Origin of the sequence: Tessaracoccus bendigoensis DSM 12906 (assembly GCF_900141915.1) — a bacterium.
Lineage (GTDB): Bacteria > Actinomycetota > Actinomycetes > Propionibacteriales > Propionibacteriaceae > Arachnia > Arachnia bendigoensis.
This window is the reverse complement of record NZ_FQZG01000084.1, coordinates 1-16,817: the sequence shown is the minus strand read 5'-3', so window position 1 is coordinate 16,817 and position 16,817 is coordinate 1. Positions and strand designations below refer to the sequence as shown.

16 protein-coding genes and 1 pseudogene are annotated in these 16,817 nt (G+C 67.0%); 11 read left to right on the top strand and 6 right to left on the bottom strand.

Annotated features, from left to right (window positions below; all coding sequences use genetic code 11):
• The first annotated feature begins 240 nt into the window (after positions 1-240).
• Both BUC15_RS16590 and BUC15_RS21115 read left to right on the top strand, forming a co-directional pair.
• The gene (locus BUC15_RS16590) at positions 241-873 is read left to right on the top strand and encodes an SIMPL domain-containing protein (protein ID WP_073190484.1); all 633 of its coding nucleotides are present in this window, start codon (positions 241-243) and stop codon (positions 871-873) included.
• A gap of 91 nt (positions 874-964) precedes the next feature.
• Positions 965-1,660, top strand: a pseudogene (locus BUC15_RS21115) (M23 family metallopeptidase); the annotation flags it as partial.
• Positions 1,661-1,674: 14 nt separating this feature from the next.
• Here BUC15_RS21115 and BUC15_RS20855 read toward each other — a convergent pair.
• The gene (locus tag BUC15_RS20855) at positions 1,675-2,151 is read right to left on the bottom strand and encodes a hypothetical protein (protein ID WP_245788022.1); all 477 of its coding nucleotides are present in this window, start codon (positions 2,149-2,151) and stop codon (positions 1,675-1,677) included.
• A 479-nt stretch (positions 2,152-2,630) separates the two neighbouring features.
• Between BUC15_RS20855 and BUC15_RS16570 the strand changes: the two genes are divergently transcribed.
• Complete coding sequence (locus BUC15_RS16570) at positions 2,631-2,864, top strand: hypothetical protein (RefSeq protein WP_073190480.1); 234 nt, start codon at positions 2,631-2,633, stop codon at positions 2,862-2,864.
• Between the two features lie 210 nt (positions 2,865-3,074).
• Here BUC15_RS16570 and BUC15_RS16565 read toward each other — a convergent pair whose 3' ends face one another.
• Positions 3,075-4,205 (bottom strand): LuxR C-terminal-related transcriptional regulator, encoded by a 1,131-nt coding sequence (locus BUC15_RS16565; RefSeq protein ID WP_073190477.1) that lies wholly within the window; start codon positions 4,203-4,205, stop codon positions 3,075-3,077.
• 159 nt (positions 4,206-4,364) lie between these two features.
• Here BUC15_RS16565 and BUC15_RS16560 point away from each other — a divergent pair, with 159 nt between their 5' ends.
• On the top strand, positions 4,365-5,750 hold the full coding sequence (locus BUC15_RS16560; protein ID WP_245788021.1) for an FAD-binding oxidoreductase: 1,386 nt from the start codon (positions 4,365-4,367) through the stop codon (positions 5,748-5,750).
• Between the two features lie 104 nt (positions 5,751-5,854).
• Positions 5,855-6,505 carry an NAD(P)-dependent oxidoreductase gene (locus tag BUC15_RS16555; RefSeq protein WP_073190474.1) on the top strand — a complete coding sequence of 217 codons (651 nt, stop codon included), beginning with the start codon at positions 5,855-5,857 and terminating at the stop codon, positions 6,503-6,505.
• A gap of 765 nt (positions 6,506-7,270) precedes the next feature.
• Here BUC15_RS16555 and BUC15_RS16550 read toward each other — a convergent pair.
• The gene (locus BUC15_RS16550; protein WP_073190471.1) at positions 7,271-7,861 is read right to left on the bottom strand and encodes a hypothetical protein; all 591 of its coding nucleotides are present in this window, start codon (positions 7,859-7,861) and stop codon (positions 7,271-7,273) included.
• A 13-nt stretch (positions 7,862-7,874) separates the two neighbouring features.
• Entirely contained in the window at positions 7,875-8,720 is an 846-nt protein-coding gene (locus BUC15_RS16545) for a hypothetical protein (protein WP_073190469.1), read from the bottom strand.
• Positions 8,721-8,861: 141 nt separating this feature from the next.
• Between BUC15_RS16545 and BUC15_RS16540 the strand changes: the two genes are divergently transcribed.
• The 5 genes from BUC15_RS16540 to BUC15_RS16520 are packed head-to-tail and all read left to right on the top strand — an operon-like array spanning position 8,862 to position 14,987.
• A complete protein-coding gene (locus BUC15_RS16540; RefSeq protein ID WP_073190465.1) occupies positions 8,862-10,715 on the top strand; it encodes a hypothetical protein in 1,854 nt (617 codons plus the stop codon).
• A gap of 2 nt (positions 10,716-10,717) precedes the next feature.
• Complete coding sequence (locus tag BUC15_RS16535; RefSeq protein ID WP_073190462.1) at positions 10,718-12,364, top strand: type I restriction-modification system subunit M; 1,647 nt, start codon at positions 10,718-10,720, stop codon at positions 12,362-12,364.
• Positions 12,361-13,578, top strand: coding sequence for a restriction endonuclease subunit S (locus tag BUC15_RS16530; protein ID WP_139280330.1), 1,218 nt, complete (start codon positions 12,361-12,363; stop codon positions 13,576-13,578). The genes BUC15_RS16535 and BUC15_RS16530 overlap by 4 nt, the downstream gene beginning before the upstream one ends.
• An 18-nt stretch (positions 13,579-13,596) precedes the next feature.
• The gene (locus BUC15_RS16525) at positions 13,597-13,899 is read left to right on the top strand and encodes a type II toxin-antitoxin system RelE/ParE family toxin (protein ID WP_073190457.1); all 303 of its coding nucleotides are present in this window, start codon (positions 13,597-13,599) and stop codon (positions 13,897-13,899) included.
• Positions 13,899-14,987 (top strand): HigA family addiction module antitoxin, encoded by a 1,089-nt coding sequence (locus BUC15_RS16520; protein ID WP_073190454.1) that lies wholly within the window; start codon positions 13,899-13,901, stop codon positions 14,985-14,987. The genes BUC15_RS16525 and BUC15_RS16520 overlap by 1 nt, the downstream gene beginning before the upstream one ends.
• On the opposite strand, the gene BUC15_RS16515 is transcribed toward BUC15_RS16520, so the two are convergent.
• On the bottom strand, positions 14,976-15,314 hold the full coding sequence (locus BUC15_RS16515) for a hypothetical protein (RefSeq protein ID WP_073190451.1): 339 nt from the start codon (positions 15,312-15,314) through the stop codon (positions 14,976-14,978). The two genes, BUC15_RS16520 and BUC15_RS16515, sit on opposite strands and share 12 nt — an antisense overlap.
• A gap of 4 nt (positions 15,315-15,318) precedes the next feature.
• Complete coding sequence (locus tag BUC15_RS16510; protein WP_073190449.1) at positions 15,319-15,609, bottom strand: hypothetical protein; 291 nt, start codon at positions 15,607-15,609, stop codon at positions 15,319-15,321.
• A 907-nt stretch (positions 15,610-16,516) separates the two neighbouring features.
• Here BUC15_RS16510 and BUC15_RS20075 point away from each other — a divergent pair.
• Positions 16,517-16,681: a hypothetical protein gene (locus BUC15_RS20075; RefSeq protein WP_175558386.1), complete on the top strand. Its 165-nt coding sequence runs from the start codon at positions 16,517-16,519 to the stop codon at positions 16,679-16,681.
• Positions 16,682-16,817 lie beyond the last annotated feature (136 nt).

The window sequence follows — 16,817 nt, the reverse complement described above, 5'->3', positions numbered from 1 at the left end:
GAGGAACGAGCCGCCCGTGTCGAAACCACCTGGCGCCCGGTGCAGGAACCTGACCACAGGTCCCTGGTCAGGTCACGGTTTGTGACCTGTCCAGGGTTCCTGCGTGAGGTTGCGGTGGTTTCGTCACGCCTGGTTCGTTCCTCACCAGGCGGCTCAACCGGCGCGTGTCCGGGCTCAACCGGCGCATGGCCGGGCGCAACCGGCGCGTTGGGAGGCTCGCCGACTGCATAGACTCACCACATGGAAATCACCGTCGAGGGCAACAGTGCAGCCGTCCTTCCCGCCGAATGCGTGAGTGTGGACCTGACGATCGGATTCACAGGCCCAAGCCGCGACCAGGTCGTCCGCGACACGGCCGCCGCGAGTGAGGCCGTCCGCTCACTGCTCGACGCGGTGGTCGCTGACGATGGCGGCAGCGACGCCCGGCTCACCGGGCTGCGCACCTGGACGAACATTCCATATGACCGCAACGGCAAGCCAGGGCACCCGCAGCACGTGGCCCAGGTGCGCGGATCGGTCACGATCAAGGACCTAACCCGGGTCGCCGGGTTCCTCGGTGACCTCGCGACAACCTCCGGGGCACAGGTCGCGGGCGTCAACTGGCGGCTGTTCGACGCAACCCGCGACCGGGTCCAGCCGGAAGTGTTGCGGGGGGCGTTTGAAGATGCCCTCCAGCGTGCGCGGTGGATCGCCGATGCCGCGGGAGCCTCGGACCTCAAGGTCGCCTCGATCGAGGACCGAGGTGGGCCGACGTTCGCACCCCCCATGAAGGCCATGCGCATGGCCATGGCCGATTCGGCGCCGAGTTTCGACCTGGACCCGGACGACGTCCAGGTGGCAGCCACCTTGAACGTGAAGTTCACAGCGAGTTGACCCGCACCGGCCGTCGGACAACACTGAGAACGCACGTCTCGGGTCGCCACATCTCGTCAAGCCCTTCCCAAATCGACGGATCAGTGGTTGCATGGGTGGGGTCGGTTCCTGGGGGAGGAGATCGGTGAAGCTTCGCGCTGCAGCCGCTGTGTTGTCCGCTTTCGTCGCGTGCGGGCTGGTCGCCTACGTAGCGGTGGACCCAGTGACCGTCATCGAAGCCGTGCCACAACCAGTTTCGGCGACTCCGTCCAGCGTTGTATACAGCGACGCCACCCGCAACATCGAGCGGATGCGTGCGGATGATGGCACCTGGGACCTGCTGGACCCGACCGCCGAGACTATCCTCGACCCGTTCAGCGCGGTCACACCCGAGGCGGTGGGCCAGTCGGGCAGCCCGGTTCCGCTGCCGGAGGCGCCGAAGACCATCCGTCAGGAGACGGTTTCCTCGCTCGGTGAAGCCAAGGCAGGAGCGCTGTTGACGCGCCCGGTGAATGGTCGAACCACCTCGAAATTCGGCATGCGGTTCCATCCCATCCTCAAGGTCTGGAAGCTTCACACGGGCCTGGACTGGGCCGTCCCGTGTGGCACCCCGGTCGGAGCGTCCGCCGCAGGCACCGTGGTCAAAGCCGGTTGGGCCGGCGGCAACGGGATCCAGGTGAAAATCGATCACGGCATGCTCCGCGGATACCGCGTCGTCACCACTTACAACCACCTGTCGTCGATCGGCGTGAAAGTGGGCCAGAAGGTCGAGCCCCTGGACGGTGTTGGGCGCGTCGGTAACACCGGGTACTCGACAGGCTGTCACATGCACTTCGAGGTTATCGTCAACGGCCAGTTCACCAACCCGGAACCGTGGCTGAACGGCAATCCCGTAGTGGTCAACCTGTCCGAGGGGCAGTACAGCAGTGTTCCTCCAAGGGGTCCGTCAACAACGGCAACCCCGACGCCGACGCCTTCAACGCTCCGGCCGTCGACATCGCAGAGCGTGGCCCCAAGCGTGCGACCGTCGACATCGCCGTCCTCGACGTCGCCATCCCCGAGCCCCGCGGTGACGCCGACCCCGGTTGTGACGCCAACTCCGGTTGTGACGCCCACGCCGGTTGTGACGCCCACGCCGGTTGTGACGTCCACCCCGGTCCTGACGCCGACGCCGACGCCGACCCCGGTTGTGACGCCGACCCCGGTTGTGACGCCGACGCCGGTCGTGTCCCCGACCTCGATCCCGGTAGTGACTCCAACGACGACGCCGACGATGCCCGATCCGAGCCCGGCGGTCACGCCCACACGCACTGCGGCGCTTCCGTCGAGTGCTCCCGCTTCCCCGACCACAGCGCCGAGTGTGACGAGAACGAGCGCCGCTCCGCCTCCGCCAGAGACATCTCCGACGGTGACGGCGGTCCAGACGGCATCCGGACCGTCCGAGCCTGTCCCCGCGAGTCCTTCCGCCCCGTAGTAGAGCTCGCGACGGCTCCGGAAAATCCCGTCAAAGAAAGCTGTCGAAAAGGGATTGACTCGGCCCCGTCGACGAATTAAAGTGGGCTCCGCAACACGACAGGAAGGAGGTCGCGACATGATTCAGATCCTCAAGAACCGGAACTGCACCGGCTACGCCGGAGTGATCCTCGCTGCGGCCTCCCTTGCGTTTCACGCCTGAGCTCTGCCCTCGGCCGTTCAGTTAACGCATCCGCTACCAGCCCATTCGGCTTAGCCCGCGCGTAATCCGCGCCACCTTTTCGCACTTGTCGTGAGGAATCATCGTGAACACCGTTCGTCAATACGTTGACCACCGGGTCCAGCAGAACGTCATCGTCATCCCAGAATTGGCGCGCCTCAACTGGCGCGATCGGATGGCTCTGAGGTTCGCCATCTGGGCCATCGAACACACTGTCAGGCGTAGTGAGAGCTATTCCGAACATACGATCCGCCAGCACACCGATGCAGAGATCGCACGCCGTGAGCAGGCATCGATGCATTGGTTGCCTCCCCGCTGACCTGATCGGAGAATTGGGGACGCTCAAGGGCGATCTCCAGACCAGAGGTGGCAATAGACCACGCGAATCAAGAGATTTCGCGTGGCTATTGTCACGCCCGAATTTGGCGAATTCGATGGGCTCGTCACGCATTCTTCTCAGCCCGGGAAATGGCTAGAGAGATCTTCCATGAAGGTCGGCTAGAGTGGATTTCCGGCAAGGGGTCTCTTGCTACGCCGTGAACCAACCGCTCGGGCCGACCCCGGTGCTGAGCCGTGGCACATACTGATCGAAGTACACCCGGGCGATCAGTTCCCGGCGGCTCCGCACCGAGGCCTTCTCGAAGATCGACTTCAGGTGGTCCTGCACCGTCCACGTGGACAGGTGCAGGTGCAGGCCCATCTCCTTGGTGTCCATGCCCTGCAGGATCAGGGAGACGACGTCGCGCTCCCGGTTGGTCAACCCGAAGGCCGCAACGACGAGGGGGACGACCTCTGGCGGGCGCGCCTCTTCTATCGTGACGACCACCTCGCCGACCGCGCCGTTCCTCGCGCTCAGCGGAGTGGCGTGGAGGACGAGCCACAGCCCGGTGGCGGTGCGGATCCTCGCCCGCGGCGGGCTCGGCCAGTCACCGCGGGAGAAGCGTCGGGCGGCGCCGACCAGGGAGGAGATCACGCCGTCCGGTGATGTTCCGGTGCCGCCGAGGGCCAGTTCGTGTAGCCAACGGTCTGCTCCTGGGTTGACCTGGACGATGGCGTCGGCCTCGTCGACGATCATCACGCCCGGCCCGACAGGGGAGTCACCCGGGGCCGAGGCGGAAAGTGAGGCGAGCAGGCCACCGCGGACCCCGGCCCCCATGAACAGAGCCAGCGAAGCCAGGAACTCCACTTCTTCGGCTTGGAAGGGGCGCTCGTCGGTGGACCTGAACAGGGCCGCGGCTCCCCACAGGTGGCCCTGGTCCAGGCAGAGTGCCCGCGCCTCGTCGCCGTAGCCGAACGCTGGACGGATGATCTCCCGCAGGCGGGTGGACTCGTCGGTGTGCCCGGCGGTCGACAGGTGAACGCCTGCCGCCCGTTCGCCGACGTCAGCCATCCGGGTGAAGGTGGTGGCCTCGCTGGCCCCATACTCCAGAAGACCCCACTCGTGGTCTCGCTCGTCACGGCCGGCGAGGTCGCCGGACTTCCTCGTGCCGGTAAGTAGTCGCGTGGCGGGGTCGACGGTGCCGAAACAGGCCCCGACGAAGGGGACCGCGCGTTGGATGGAGAGCAGCGCCTCGCTGAGGAAATTGTCGAGGTCCAGCCCGGCGTGGGCCACCACCTCAACGTCACGCCGCACACGCTCGGCCAGGAGTCCACTGGGCATGGATGCATTGTGCGCCTCGGTGGCCGATTGGGGAACCCCAGATTCCTGGGGGTCGGGCAATCCGCGCGGTCGGGGTGGCACGAGTGTCCTGCGGTGAGGGATGGTCGTGGGCGAGTCCTGTCGCTGACGATGTGTTCACCAACCGAAAGGACGTTGATTGTGACCACCGAGCTCACCGAGACCATCCCACCCCGAATGTCCGCCGAGGCGCTGAAGGGTCTCTGCCAGGGCAGGGTGTACCTACCTGGCGACGACGGTTATGACAGGGCCCGCATGCCTTGGGCCGTCCAGGTCGACCAGCGACCGGCAGCCGTCGCCGTCCCACACTCGGCCGAGGAGGTCGTCGACGTCGTGCGCGCCGCCGCAGCGGCACGGCTCCGGGTTGCGCCTCAGGGCAGTGGCCATGGGGCCGGTGCCTTCGCCGGAGTTGACCTGTCAGATGTGGTTCTACTGCGAATGAATGAATTGACGGGGGTCAGCATCGATGCGGAGCTCCGGATCGCCCGGGTGCTGGGCGGCACACTCTGGGACGCCGTCGTGCAGGCGGCGGCACCCCTCGGGCTGGCGGCCCTCCATGGATCGTCGCCCGACGTGGCGGTTGTCGGCTACACCCTCGGGGGAGGGCTTTCCTGGTATGCCCGCCAGCACGGCCTGGCCGCGCATCATCTCCGGGCGGTGGAACTCGTCCTGCCCGACGGCCGGCTGGTGCGCTGCGATGCGGAGCACGAGGCCGAACTGTTCTGGGCGCTGAAGGGAGGCGGCGGAAGCCTCGGCGTGGTGACGGCTCTGGAGTTCGACCTGCTGCCGATCCGTGACGCCTACGCGGGCATGCTGCTGTGGCCCGGCGAGCGGGCCGCGGAGATCTCCCATGCCTGGGCTGCGTGGACGGGCAGCGCGCCGAACTCCGCGACGACCGCACTACGGCTGATGCAATTCCCCCCGTTGCCCGAACTGCCCCCGATCCTCAGCGGTCGGAAGGTGATCATCGTCGACGGTGTCATCCTCAGCCCGGACGCTGACGCGGAGACGCTGCTGGCCCCGCTGCGTGCGCTGGCTCCTGAGCTGGATACCTTCGAGCGGGTTCCCGCCTCGGCGTTGACCCGGCTCCACATGGACCCGGAGGGGCCGACGCCGACGGTGACGAACTCGGTCTTGCTGAGCGGGCTCCCTCCTGAGGCCGTCGACGCGCTCCTCGAGGTTGCCGGGCCCACTTCAGGCACCTCGTTGCTGGCCGCTGAAATCCGGCACCTGGGAGGAGCGGCCAACAGCCCCGCACACGCGGCGCTGGACCGTCTCCGCGGCCAGTACCTCGCCTTCTTCCTGGCGATCGCGCCGAACCTCGAGGCCGGTGCTGTCGGTGCGGTCGATGCCGCCCGCGCCGTCCAGGCTCTGAACCGTTGGGCGAGCGGAGGGCGCTACCTAAACTTCGACGACAACGCCGTCGACGTCTCGGCGGGCTACGACCCGGCCGCCTGGGCAAGGCTCCAGCGGGTCCGAGACGCGGTCGACCCGGAGAGGACAATGGTAGCGAACCACCCACTCTGAACCGCTGGGTCCCCATCAGTCGGGAGTCTTTGTCCCCGAGCTGCTGTTGCACCGGGTAGTTGAGCCGTCAGCTATCTGGACGGCCGCATGGGATGGGAGAAAGCATGAGGATCGCGGTAATCGGGGCCACCGGCATGGCGGGGCGGGCGATCTATCGGGAGGCTCTGACGCGCGGCGAGGAGGCGGTCGCGATCGTGCGTGACGGCGCCAAGGCCAGGGAACTGTTCGGGGCCGACGCAGAGGTGCTGGAGCAGGACGCGTTCGATCTGTCGGCACACGACCTGCGGGGCTTCGACGCGGTCGTCAACGCGTTCGCGATCGCCCCGGATGAGGCTCATCGGCATATCGATCTGGCCCGTCACCTCGTCGCGGTGGCGCCGTCGTCGGAGGAGGGTTCGCCGCGGCTGCTGTTCATCCTCGGGGCGGGTTCGTTGACCAACCCGGCGACCGGTGAGTTGGCCGTCGAGGACATCCGCCGGGTCCCTGGGTCCGAGGCTTGGATCAACATCCCTACTCAGCAGCTCAAGGAGCTTGAGTACCTGCGCACCGTCGAGGACGCCAACTGGGTCGGCGTGTCTCCGCAATTGCAGTTCACCGCGGGCGACGCGACGACCCCGCAGTTGGGCGACGAAGAGCTGCTGACGGCGACGGACGGCAAGTCGCACACGACCGCAGGAACCATGGCAGTTGCCGTGCTCGACGAGCTTCAGCATCCGGCGCATCACAACACCCGTTTCACCGTATCTGACGCGTGACGTGACTGAGGCGATGCGCTGACGGGCCGCGCTGTTCGGGGGCGAGGAACTGGTGGTGAGGATTGGGCCGCGGCTCATCGGGAACGGTTTGAGGCGCCTGGGGCGGCGGTTGAGCCCGTCGCTGCCGGTTGAGCCGCCTGGTGAGGGACGAGCCAGGCGTGACGAAACCCCGGTGACGTTGTCCGCCGGCCTGTGGTCGGGTTCCTGCACCGTGTGCGGGGTGGTTTCGTCACGCGCTGGCGTCGCTGCGCTCCTTTGGCGCGGCTCAACCGGCGCTGGTTGAGCCCGGCCCCCAGCGCGGAGCGCCGGGCCGGTGACGAAACCCTGGTGACCTTGTCTGGGGACTCGTGGTCGGGTTCTTCGCCTTAACATCGCGATGTTTGTTCACAGACGAACCAACATCGCGATGTTAAGCGAAGGTGGGCGTTGTCCACCGGCTTGTGGTCGGGTTCCTGCACCGTGTGCGGGGTGGTTTCGTCACGCGCTGGCGTCGCTGCGCTCCTGTGGCGCGGCTCAACCGACGGCGGGGCCACGGACTGGCGTCGCTAGCGCTCCTCTTGGCGCGGCTCAACCGACGGCGGGGCCACGGACTGGCGTCGCTAGCGCTCCTTTTGGCGCGGCTCAACCGTCGGCGGAGGCCCTGTCCAGGGGCTTGTGGTCGAGATTCGTCCCAGGCCTCGCATGCTGCTTCGGCCTGCCTGGGGCCGTCGGCGAGTCGGATCCCCCCAAATGATCATCAGACTCACCGACGGCGGCTCGTGGGTGTCAGAGTGGACGCGGATCGAAGGGTTGAGCCTCGCTCAAGTCCACCGTCGCCTCAGGTTCGACGGTTGCGTCGGGCCCATCCTCACCGGCACGGCGAGGGCGACCGGCAAGCAGCAGGATCAGCGACGAACCGGCGACATGCGCGGCGGCGCCGAGGCCGAGGACGGCGATCAGCGACTCCGTCCGATGGTCTTGGGCCCGGGCAACCGAAAGCTCATAGGCATTCGAGGTGGCCGCTTCCTGCGACTCGAGAAGCTGTGCCTCGATTCGGAGCAGCGAGTCGACCTGGTCGCCGACGATCTCGAGCAGGTCGTTGGTGTACCAACCGTTGACCACCTGCTGTTTCGGGGCGCTGTCGGCGGAGCGCTCGTTCATGTCCTTGCGTGTCTCGGCTTCCGTGAAGTCGCTTGAGAGGTTTTCAAGGACGGCCACCCGGTTGGTGGCGGGCGCTTCGGGGAGGGCCGCGCGTGGCTGTTGGAGCAGCACGATCGTCGCGACGATCACCGCCGTCCAAATGGCTAGGCGATAGGCGTGCAGGGCCGCGGGGACGCGCTGCTCCACGGGGATGGCTGGGGGCTGTGGCTCGGTCATGGGGGTCCCTTGGTCAGGAGGTGGCGATGGTCCAGGCGCCGTCGGCGGTGATCAACAGGAGCGACGGACCGGATAGCAGCGGCACGCTTCCTTGGTAGGTTCCGATCTCGTTGATCAACAGGTTGGGCCAGGTGCCGTCGGTCTGCTGAAGGACGAAGTTCGAGGCTCCGCTGTGCGTGACCGCAGCGACCGCCGCAGACCCCTCGTACTTGTAGACCGCATCGCCGGTGCCGCTGAGCGGTGACGTCGCCACGGGGGCCGTGGCGATCGGGGCGATCTGGATGCTCCACGCACCGTCAGCGGTGATCTTCAGCATGGTGGCCCCGTCGGTTTGGAGGCCGTAGGAGACGACGCCCGAGTAGCTGCCGATCTCATTGACCAGGAGGTCGTGCATCTGGTTCGACGCATCGAGGGTTTCGATCACGAAGTTCGAACTCCCCTTGTGGGTGGCGGTGACGAGCGCGGCCTCTCCGGGCAGCTTGATCACCGAGTCGCCGGTCCCGCTCTCCGTGACCGTGGCGAAGGTGCCGAACCGCTCGGTGTACGGGTCGACGGCAGGAGCCGGCGGTTCGGCCTCAACGGTGGGCGTAGGAGAGTCGACCGGTGCGCTGGTCGCGGCGACCACGGCGGCCTCCGAGGTCTTGGTCGGGGTGGCTGACGGTGTGGCCTGGGTGGCGCTGGACGCGGGCGCAGCGGCCGGGTCGGCCGTCTCGGCCGGGTCCGAAAGGGCACCCGCCATCCCGACTGCCAGGATGAGGCCCGCCGGGATCAGGATCCGCTTCTTCCGATACCAGGGCCGGGTGGCTGGAGGGGCGGCAGACCCCGGCCCGCCGGGCTGCCATTGTGGTGAGGTGGACATCTCGTCTCCTTCAGATCGTCGATGGCTCAAAGATGACAGCGGCTACGCCCGTCGACTAGCGATCGTGCGATAAGGGGAGTTATCACCGGAACAAAATACGGGCCGGTGAGGATCGCTAGGGTGGCAGCGGAAGGAGGGACGATGCTCATCACAGCGGCCGATGTGGCGATGATCGCCCGGGTCCGGCGGCCCGTCGTCACCATGTGGCGAAAGCGCTACGCCGACGCCTTCCCCTCCGCAATCGATGGCCGCTTCGACGCGGACCTCGTGGTCGCCTGGCTGACTGCCCACGGACGGGGCAACAACCCCGAACCCACCCGATCGCTGCCGATGATCGAATTGCTCGTCGAGGCCAGGGCGGACGTGGCGCGGGCGATGGAACTCTCCGCGGTACTGGCGCTGCGCCAAGCCTACGGCGAGATGCTCGTCGACGACCTGGCCGCTCCCGGACCGTCTGGGCTCACCGGCCGCATCGCCGCGCTCGACCGGCTCGACTGCTTCGGCCCTGAGGTGCTCGACCTCGGGGACGACCTTCCACGGGCGGCCGCCGCCGTCGACGCATTCGTGGACGAACGCTTCGGCGCCGCCGACGCCATGGGCTGGCTCACCAACGACTGCCTGGTGCGACACCTCCCGGAGTTCACGGCCGCCGCGCTCTCGCCGGAGGCATCCGGCCTGGTGTCCCGTTCGGCGGTGTCGCTGGCCGAGGCGACCGCCCGGCCGGGCATTCTCGACGCCGCCGGGGTCGGCTTCGCCTGGCTGCAGCGGCTCCCGCCGGAGTGGCCCCAACCCGTTGGGCTCCTGCGCGACGAATCGGCAGTCGGGCGGCACAGTCGCCGCGTGGTCCAGGTGGGCGAATGGGACGCGCGGGTGACCATGGATGAGCGTGGCTGGGCTGTCGCCGTCGATACCGTCCTCGACGCCGATGCTGCGGCGCTGTTCGCCAGGGCGGCGCTTGGTGACGACGACCAGATCCGCCTCGTCGTCGGCCCCGCCCGGCACCTGACGGACTCCGACGGTGCCACCGCTCCCCGTGACGACCTCCTGCGCGACGGGGTGGTGCGGGCCGTCGTCAAGCTCCCGGCGGGTTGCCGCCCCGCCCACCCGAGGGAGGCCCTGGCGCTCTGGGTGGTGGCAGAGCGCGACGACACGCCGTTCGAGCAGCACCGCACCTATGTCGCCGACCTGACCGGGGCCGGGCTCACCCAGGCCCTGATCGCCGACCTCGTCGACGACCTCACTGTCGCGGCCGGTGACGTCGCCTCCCAGCAGCACCGGGCCTGGCGGGTGCTGCGCCCGGTGCTGACCCGCCACCTCCTCGCGCGAGGCGGCTCCCTCGTGGCCAACGCCTCCGCCCGTCCGGTGAAGCAGCTTGCCAGACCCACCCTAGAGGCGCTGCACGGCATGGCCGTCGACCTCGGGGTCGGCCCGCTGCGGCTCGCACCGGGACGCGGCCCCGCCCGCACCGCGTCCAGCGTCCAGGCCGGCATCACGGAGGGCTGGCTGAGGCTCATCCCGGGCGTGCGGCTCGCACTCGATCAGTTCGGCGACGGCGACCTCACCGTATGGTCGACCGACGACGGTCGCCTGACCCGCACCTCGGGGGTCGACCGGCTCACCGCGCTCGCCGGCCCGCGCACCTGGCTGACCCGCCCAGGCGATGTGATCTTCGGCCCGGGGCCCTGCGCCGTCGTCGATCCCGACGGCGGATCGCTGGTCGTCACCCCGGCGAGGGCGCTTCGCCTCGCCGACGCTGCGCCGGTCACCGCGGGCCAGCTCGCCCGCGCCGTCGAAGCTTCGCCCCGTGGCACGAAGCCGCCACAATGGAGGCTCACCCCGCTCGACCCGCGCCAGTGCGCCGCATTGTCGGACGCTGCTGCAAGGATCGGGCAACGCCGCGCCGAGCTGACCGCCCAGCTCGACGCCCTCAACTCGTTCGAGGATGCCCTCCTCGACGCCTGCGAGACCAACACCATCACCCTGGAGACCGACTGACCATGGCAAGAACCCCTGCCGCACCCGCCGCGCCCAGCACGGCCAAGGAACTCAAAGACCTGCTGTGGAAGTCGGCTGACAAGCTGCGCGGCTCGCTGGACGCCAGCCAGTACAAGGACATCGTGCTCGGGCTGGTGTTCCTGAAGTATGTCTCCGACGCGTTCGAGGAGCGCCGGGAAGCGCTCCGGGCCGAGCTGGCCGACGAGGGCTACGACGAGGTCGCCATCGTCGAGACGCTTGAGGAGCGTGACGAGTACACGGGGCACCAGGTGTTCTGGGTGCCGATGGAGGCGCGCTGGTCGTACCTGGCCGCGCACGCCAAGGGCACCCTGGAAAAGTCGACGGGCGAACTGGTCGACGACGCGATGCGGGCCCTGATGGAGGAGAACAAGTCGCTGGCGGGCACCCTGCCGCAGGTTTTCAACCGGGCAAGCGTCGACATGCGTCGCCTCTCCGAGCTGATCGACCTGCTCAACGGCGCCCGCTTCACCGGAGCAGGCGCGACGAAGGCCCGCGACCTGCTCGGCGAGGTCTACGAGTATTTCCTGGAGAAGTTCGCCCGCGCCGAGGGCAAGCGCGGCGGCGAGTTCTACACCCCGGCCGGGGTGGTGCGGGTGCTGGTCGAGGTGCTGCGCCCCACCACCGGCCGCGTCTACGACCCCTGCTGCGGCTCGGGCGGCATGTTCGTGCAGGCCGAAAAGTTCCTTGCGGCCCACCACCGCTCACCCGGCGACATCTCCGTCTACGGCCAGGAACTCAACGAACGCACCTGGCGGATGGCCAAGATGAACCTGGCCATCCACGGCATCCTCGGCAACCTCGGCCCCACCTGGGGCGACACGTTTGCCCGCGACCTGCACCCGGACCTGAAGGCCGACGTGATCATGGCCAACCCGCCGTTCAACATCAAGGACTGGGCCCGCCGCGAGGACGACGCCCGCTGGGCCTACGGCGTCCCCCCGGCCGGCAACGCCAACTACGCGTGGCTGCAGCACATCGTCAGCAAGCTCGCCCCCGGCGGCCAGGCGGGCGTGGTGATGGCCAACGGGTCGATGTCGTCCAACAGTGGGGGAGAGGGCCAGATCCGGGCCGAACTGGTGGAGGCCGACCAGGTCGCCTGCATGGTCGCCCTGCCCACCCAGCTGTTCCGCTCGACCGGCATTCCGGTGTGCGTGTGGTTCTTGGCCAAGGACAAGGGGGCCGTCCCGTTGGTTGAGCCAGGTGCAGACGCGTCAGCGGCTGCACCTGTGTCGAAACCTCCCGCGCCCGATCGCTCGACCCTGACCGACCGCCGCGGCCAGACGCTGTTCATCGACGCCCGCGGCCTGGGCCACATGGTCGACCGCGCGGAGCGGGCGCTCAGCGACGACGACATCGCCCGCATCGCCGACACCTTCGCCGCCTGGCGCGGCCACGGAGGCGATTACGAGGACGTGCCCGGCTTCTGCCGCAGCGTCGCGACGGCCGAGATCAAGGCCGCGGGTTACGCGCTGACGCCGGGACGCTACGTCGGCACCGCCCCGGTCGAGGACGACGGCGAACCCCTCGATGAGAAGGTCGTACGGTTGACGAAGGAGTTGTTCGAGGCGATGGATGAGTCGGCGAGGTTGGACGGGGTCGTCCGCGAACAACTGGGTCGGCTGTCGTGAGGTGGGAGTCAGTCGCAATCGAGGCCGTTGCAGCTTCAATGGCGGCCGGACCGTTTGGCTCTGATGTCTCCTCGAGGCACTTCGTCCAGGAAGGCGTGCCGATGATCCGCGGTTCCAACCTCTCCCTTGACGTAGGGAGCCGGTTGGATGAGCGTTCCCTTGTCTTTGTGGGCGCGGATGTAGCTGAGAAGCATCCACGAAGCATCGCCCGAGCAGGGGACCTCGTGTTCACTAGCTGGGGCACCGTGGGTCAGGTGGGCATCATCCCGGCAGACAGTCGCTTCAGCGAGTACCTCGTGTCGAACAAGCAAATGCGCCTGACTGTAGACCCTGGAAGGGTCTCGCCGCTATTCCTCTACTACCAGCTCAGTCAGCAGCAGGTGGTGGAGCAAATATTGGGTGAGGCTATCGGGAGTAGCATCCCGGGGTTCAATCTGGGCCAACTGCGGCAGCTCAAAGTATGTCTCCCGGACCTCGCGACTCAAGCCGACATCGCCGACGTCCTGGGAGCGCTGGACGACAAGATCGCCGCCAACGAGCGAGTACTTGACTCGGTCTTGGCTCTCGCGCATCTTCACTTCGCCCAGGCGTCGCGTGAAGCCCAGCGCGAGTGGCTGACCTACGACGACGTCGTGGAGGTACAAGGTGGTGGGACGCCGAGAACCGACATACCGGAGTACTGGGAGGGTCCCATCAGGTGGGCCACTCCAACCGATGTCACCGCGCTGAAGGCGCCCGTCCTGTTCGAAACGGGCCGAACGATCACCGAGGCAGGGCTCAGCGCATGTTCCTCTCAGCTACACGAGCCAACGAGCATCCTCATGACATCGAGAGCAACGATTGGTGCCTTTGCGTGGGCGGCGCGCCCGGTTGCTGTCAACCAGGGTTTCATCGTTGCGAAAGCAAAGGACCCGATGGCGCAGCTGTGGTTGTTCTTCGAGATGCAGTCACGAGTCGATGACTATCTGGCCCATGCAAACGGGGCAACGTTCCTTGAGTTATCGAGATCGACCTTCAAGCGGCTTCCGGTTGCGTGGCCAACAAGCCCTTCGACACTCGAGCGCTTCAACCGCACGGTGCAACCGCTCCTTGACCTGACGGCCGCACTGGTTCAGGAGAATGAACGTCTCACGGCGACCCGGGACGCCCTCCTTCCCGAGCTGATGTCCGGCCGACTCACCGTCGACGCGGTTCGCGACCGTGCTAGCATGTAACGTAAAGGGTTACATCACATGAGGCTCCGCTACTCGTCGAGGCAACTTGAGAAGGAGTGCACCGACGAACGCGGGATGAAGCGCAGGCGCGGGGCGCTGGCCGCGAAGCTCCGGCTCCGCGTCAACGCTCTCGAGGTGGCCGAATCGATGACGGATCTGCAGGCCGTGGATCCGCTCGGGAAGTGGCACCCGCTCACGGCCGATCGCGCAGGGCGGTGGGCTGGCAGGCTCAGTGCCAACTGGCGCCTCATCGTCGAGCCAGCAGGTGACGAGCCGGGCATGGTCACGGCCCTGGTCATCGACATTGAGGACTACCACTGATGGGAGGCATCGTGGACAGGAACTATGCGGTAGCTCCGGGGGAGTACCTCGCCGAGTGGCTGGAGGAGGAGCGCTTCACGCAGCAGCAGCTGGCCGACCGGTTGGGGTGGAGCCGCAAGCGCGTCAATGAGATCGTGGGTGGTCGCGCCCCCGTATCGGCCGAGGCGGCGATCCAGTTGGAGCGGGTCACGGGCATCCCCTCGGATTCCTGGCTGCGTTTCGAGACGGCCTACCGCTCCGACCTGGCCCGGCTCCACGACGTCGAGCAACTCCAAGAGGAAGCGGTCGACGCGCGCCTGGCGAAGTATCTGCGAGCGCTCGGAGCCACGAAGGCGACGGCCAGGAACAGGGCGCAGTTGGTGTCCGATCTGCTCCGCTTCCACCGGTGCGGCACCGTCGCGGCCTACCGGGACCTCGTGGCTGAGCAGTTCCGGGGCGAGTTCCAGCTCGCAGCGCTCAAAGAATCTGCGGATGCGGTCGACCACGCGCTGTTGATGGCCTGGCTCCGCGCCGGAGAACTGACCCCTGAGTACGAGGCTGCCCGCACCCTCGCCTACGACGCGGAAGGCCTGCGGACGCTGCTGCCCGAGCTGCGCCGACGCGTCGCCATCCCCGATGCCCGGATGGACGACGACGTGCGCTCGATGCTCCGGACCGTCGGGGTGACGCTGCAGCTCGTCGACCCGCCATCGGGTCTTCCACTGCACGGCGTCACGCACTGGATAGACGGCCGGTATCCGCTGATCCAGCAGACCGGCCGGAGGGGCACGGACGGTTTCATCATCTGGACGCTCTTCCACGAACTTGGTCACCTCCTCGGCGACCCTCGCGGCGAGACCCATCTGGTGTTCACCTCGTCGAAGTCCCGCAATTCGCACGCGGAGAAGCAGGCCAACCGGTTCGCGCTGGAGACTCTGTTCGGCGAGTCCGGGCTCGAACCCTTCAAGGGGCTGGAGCGTGATAATGACATCCGGCGTGTGGCGGAGGCGGTTGGCATCTCGCCCGGACTCGCGGTGTTCCAGATGCATCGGACCCGGCTGCTCGACTACAACCGGGGCAACCAGCTCTGTGTCGATCTACGGGCCTGACCCGCGCGCGTGCCTGGAGCCTGCTGCGACGCTGGGTTCAGTCGGGGGGCCGATGGTCACGATGGTGATGTGCCCGTCAGTAGGCCCGTAGATCCAGAAGATCCGCCACGCGGCGGGTGTGCGGTTCTCGACGTATGACTCCCACAAGTCCGAGCCGTCCACAGACTTGACTGACTGGTACTTGTGGGAGTTGAGCCCTGGATGCCGCGGGTTCTGCTCCAAGAGCCCCAGGGTCTTGCGCACCTTCTTCAGCTTCGCCGAGTAGTTCGGCGAGTCTGCAAGATCCTTCAAGACGTTGGCGGCCTCCCCTGTGAAACGCAGCTCCACCGGCCTAGTCCTCGACGTCGTCGTCGGCGTACTGGGCGAAGCTGCCGAGGTTCTCGGTCTGCCCAGTCGCCGCCTCGGCCAAGCCCCGTGCCAGAGACTCGCGCAACATCTGGTTCTCCCACACGATCAACTCGCGTCGTGGGATCGAGACCAAGGGAGTCAGCAGGATCTGTCCGTCGTCGTTGACCGCTACGGCGTACCGGTCGTCCTTGCGGACACCGGTCTTGGCCATGGGCAGGCGTCCGCGCTCGTCTGCGAGTGCTTCGCCGACGCTCTTGAAAACGTCCGTGTTCATGTGAGTCCTTCCCTCCGCGAGAGATGTAAACGCTCAACCCGCGGTTGCATTGCCCCATTGGGGCATTACCCACATTACGCTGGCTTGGAGGCGTGATCAAGCTGGGAGTGGAACTGGGGTCCCCTGTGTCGATCTGCGTGCCTGACCCGGACTCGTGCTCACTTCGCCGAACGCAGTGCCACAGATCATGGGTCCCTGTCAGTGAAGGAGAGTGTGACCACACTGATAAAGACTGAAACACACTGAAGAACACTGACAGTGTGAGTTGGCGAGAGTGAGAGGTGGATGCTGTGACAGTTCTTAGCGTTGGGCGTTCTGAAAGCTGGTTTCACGGAAGACGGCACGCCATGAACTCGGGCAGACTGTAAAACTTGAAAACTCAAGTCTTGTGTCGCATGTTTCAACTGTGAAGTGGGACAGCGCGAGTCTCCAGGATGCGATCCTCGAGCTTCGGGAGTGGATATTGCGCTCGGGGAGAGCCGAGGTTCCGCTGTGGGGGTGAGCCAGTGTTCCGGGCATGATTGGGCCGCCGTGACGGTGTCTCTGGTGAGCCGCGGCGACGCTGAGGGGACTTGGCGGCTTGTCAGGGGAGGGTGCTGAGGGTCTCGCGAAGGATTCGTGGCCGTCGGCGAAGGTGGCGTGCGCGATGGCGGTGATCCTCTCGGCATCTGGCTTCGGGCCCAGGACTCCTGACAGGGTGAGAGCTTCGACGAATGGTCTGAGCGGGAATCCAGCCTTCGTGAGGCAACCCGAGCGTCTTGGGGAGCCGTTCGGCCGTCTACGCGATCCGAATCGTCCGTTGATGGATTGCCTCAGGTGTCTCCTGGGTGCCCGCGGCGGCGCCGGGCTGGGTGACTGTGAGGCCTGCCGTGCTCGTCCGTCGAGCTGCCGGGTGGTGGTGATGGTCGTGGACACCAGCGATTTGTGGCCGATACCAGCAGTATTGCTGGACACCAGCCGTATACCGCTGGTGACGAGCCTTTCCGCAGGTAACGGCGCCGGATCGCTGGTGACGAGCCTTATCGCAGGTATCGACGCCGGATCGCTGGTGGCGACGTCAGAAGGCTGGTAACGACGGTGGATCGCTGGTGACGAGCCCTTCCGCAGGTATCGGCGCCGGGCTGGGTGACTTCTGTGAGGCCCGCCGCGCTCGTCCGTCGAGCAGCCAGGTGGTGGTGATGGTCGTGGACACCAGCGATTTGTGGCCG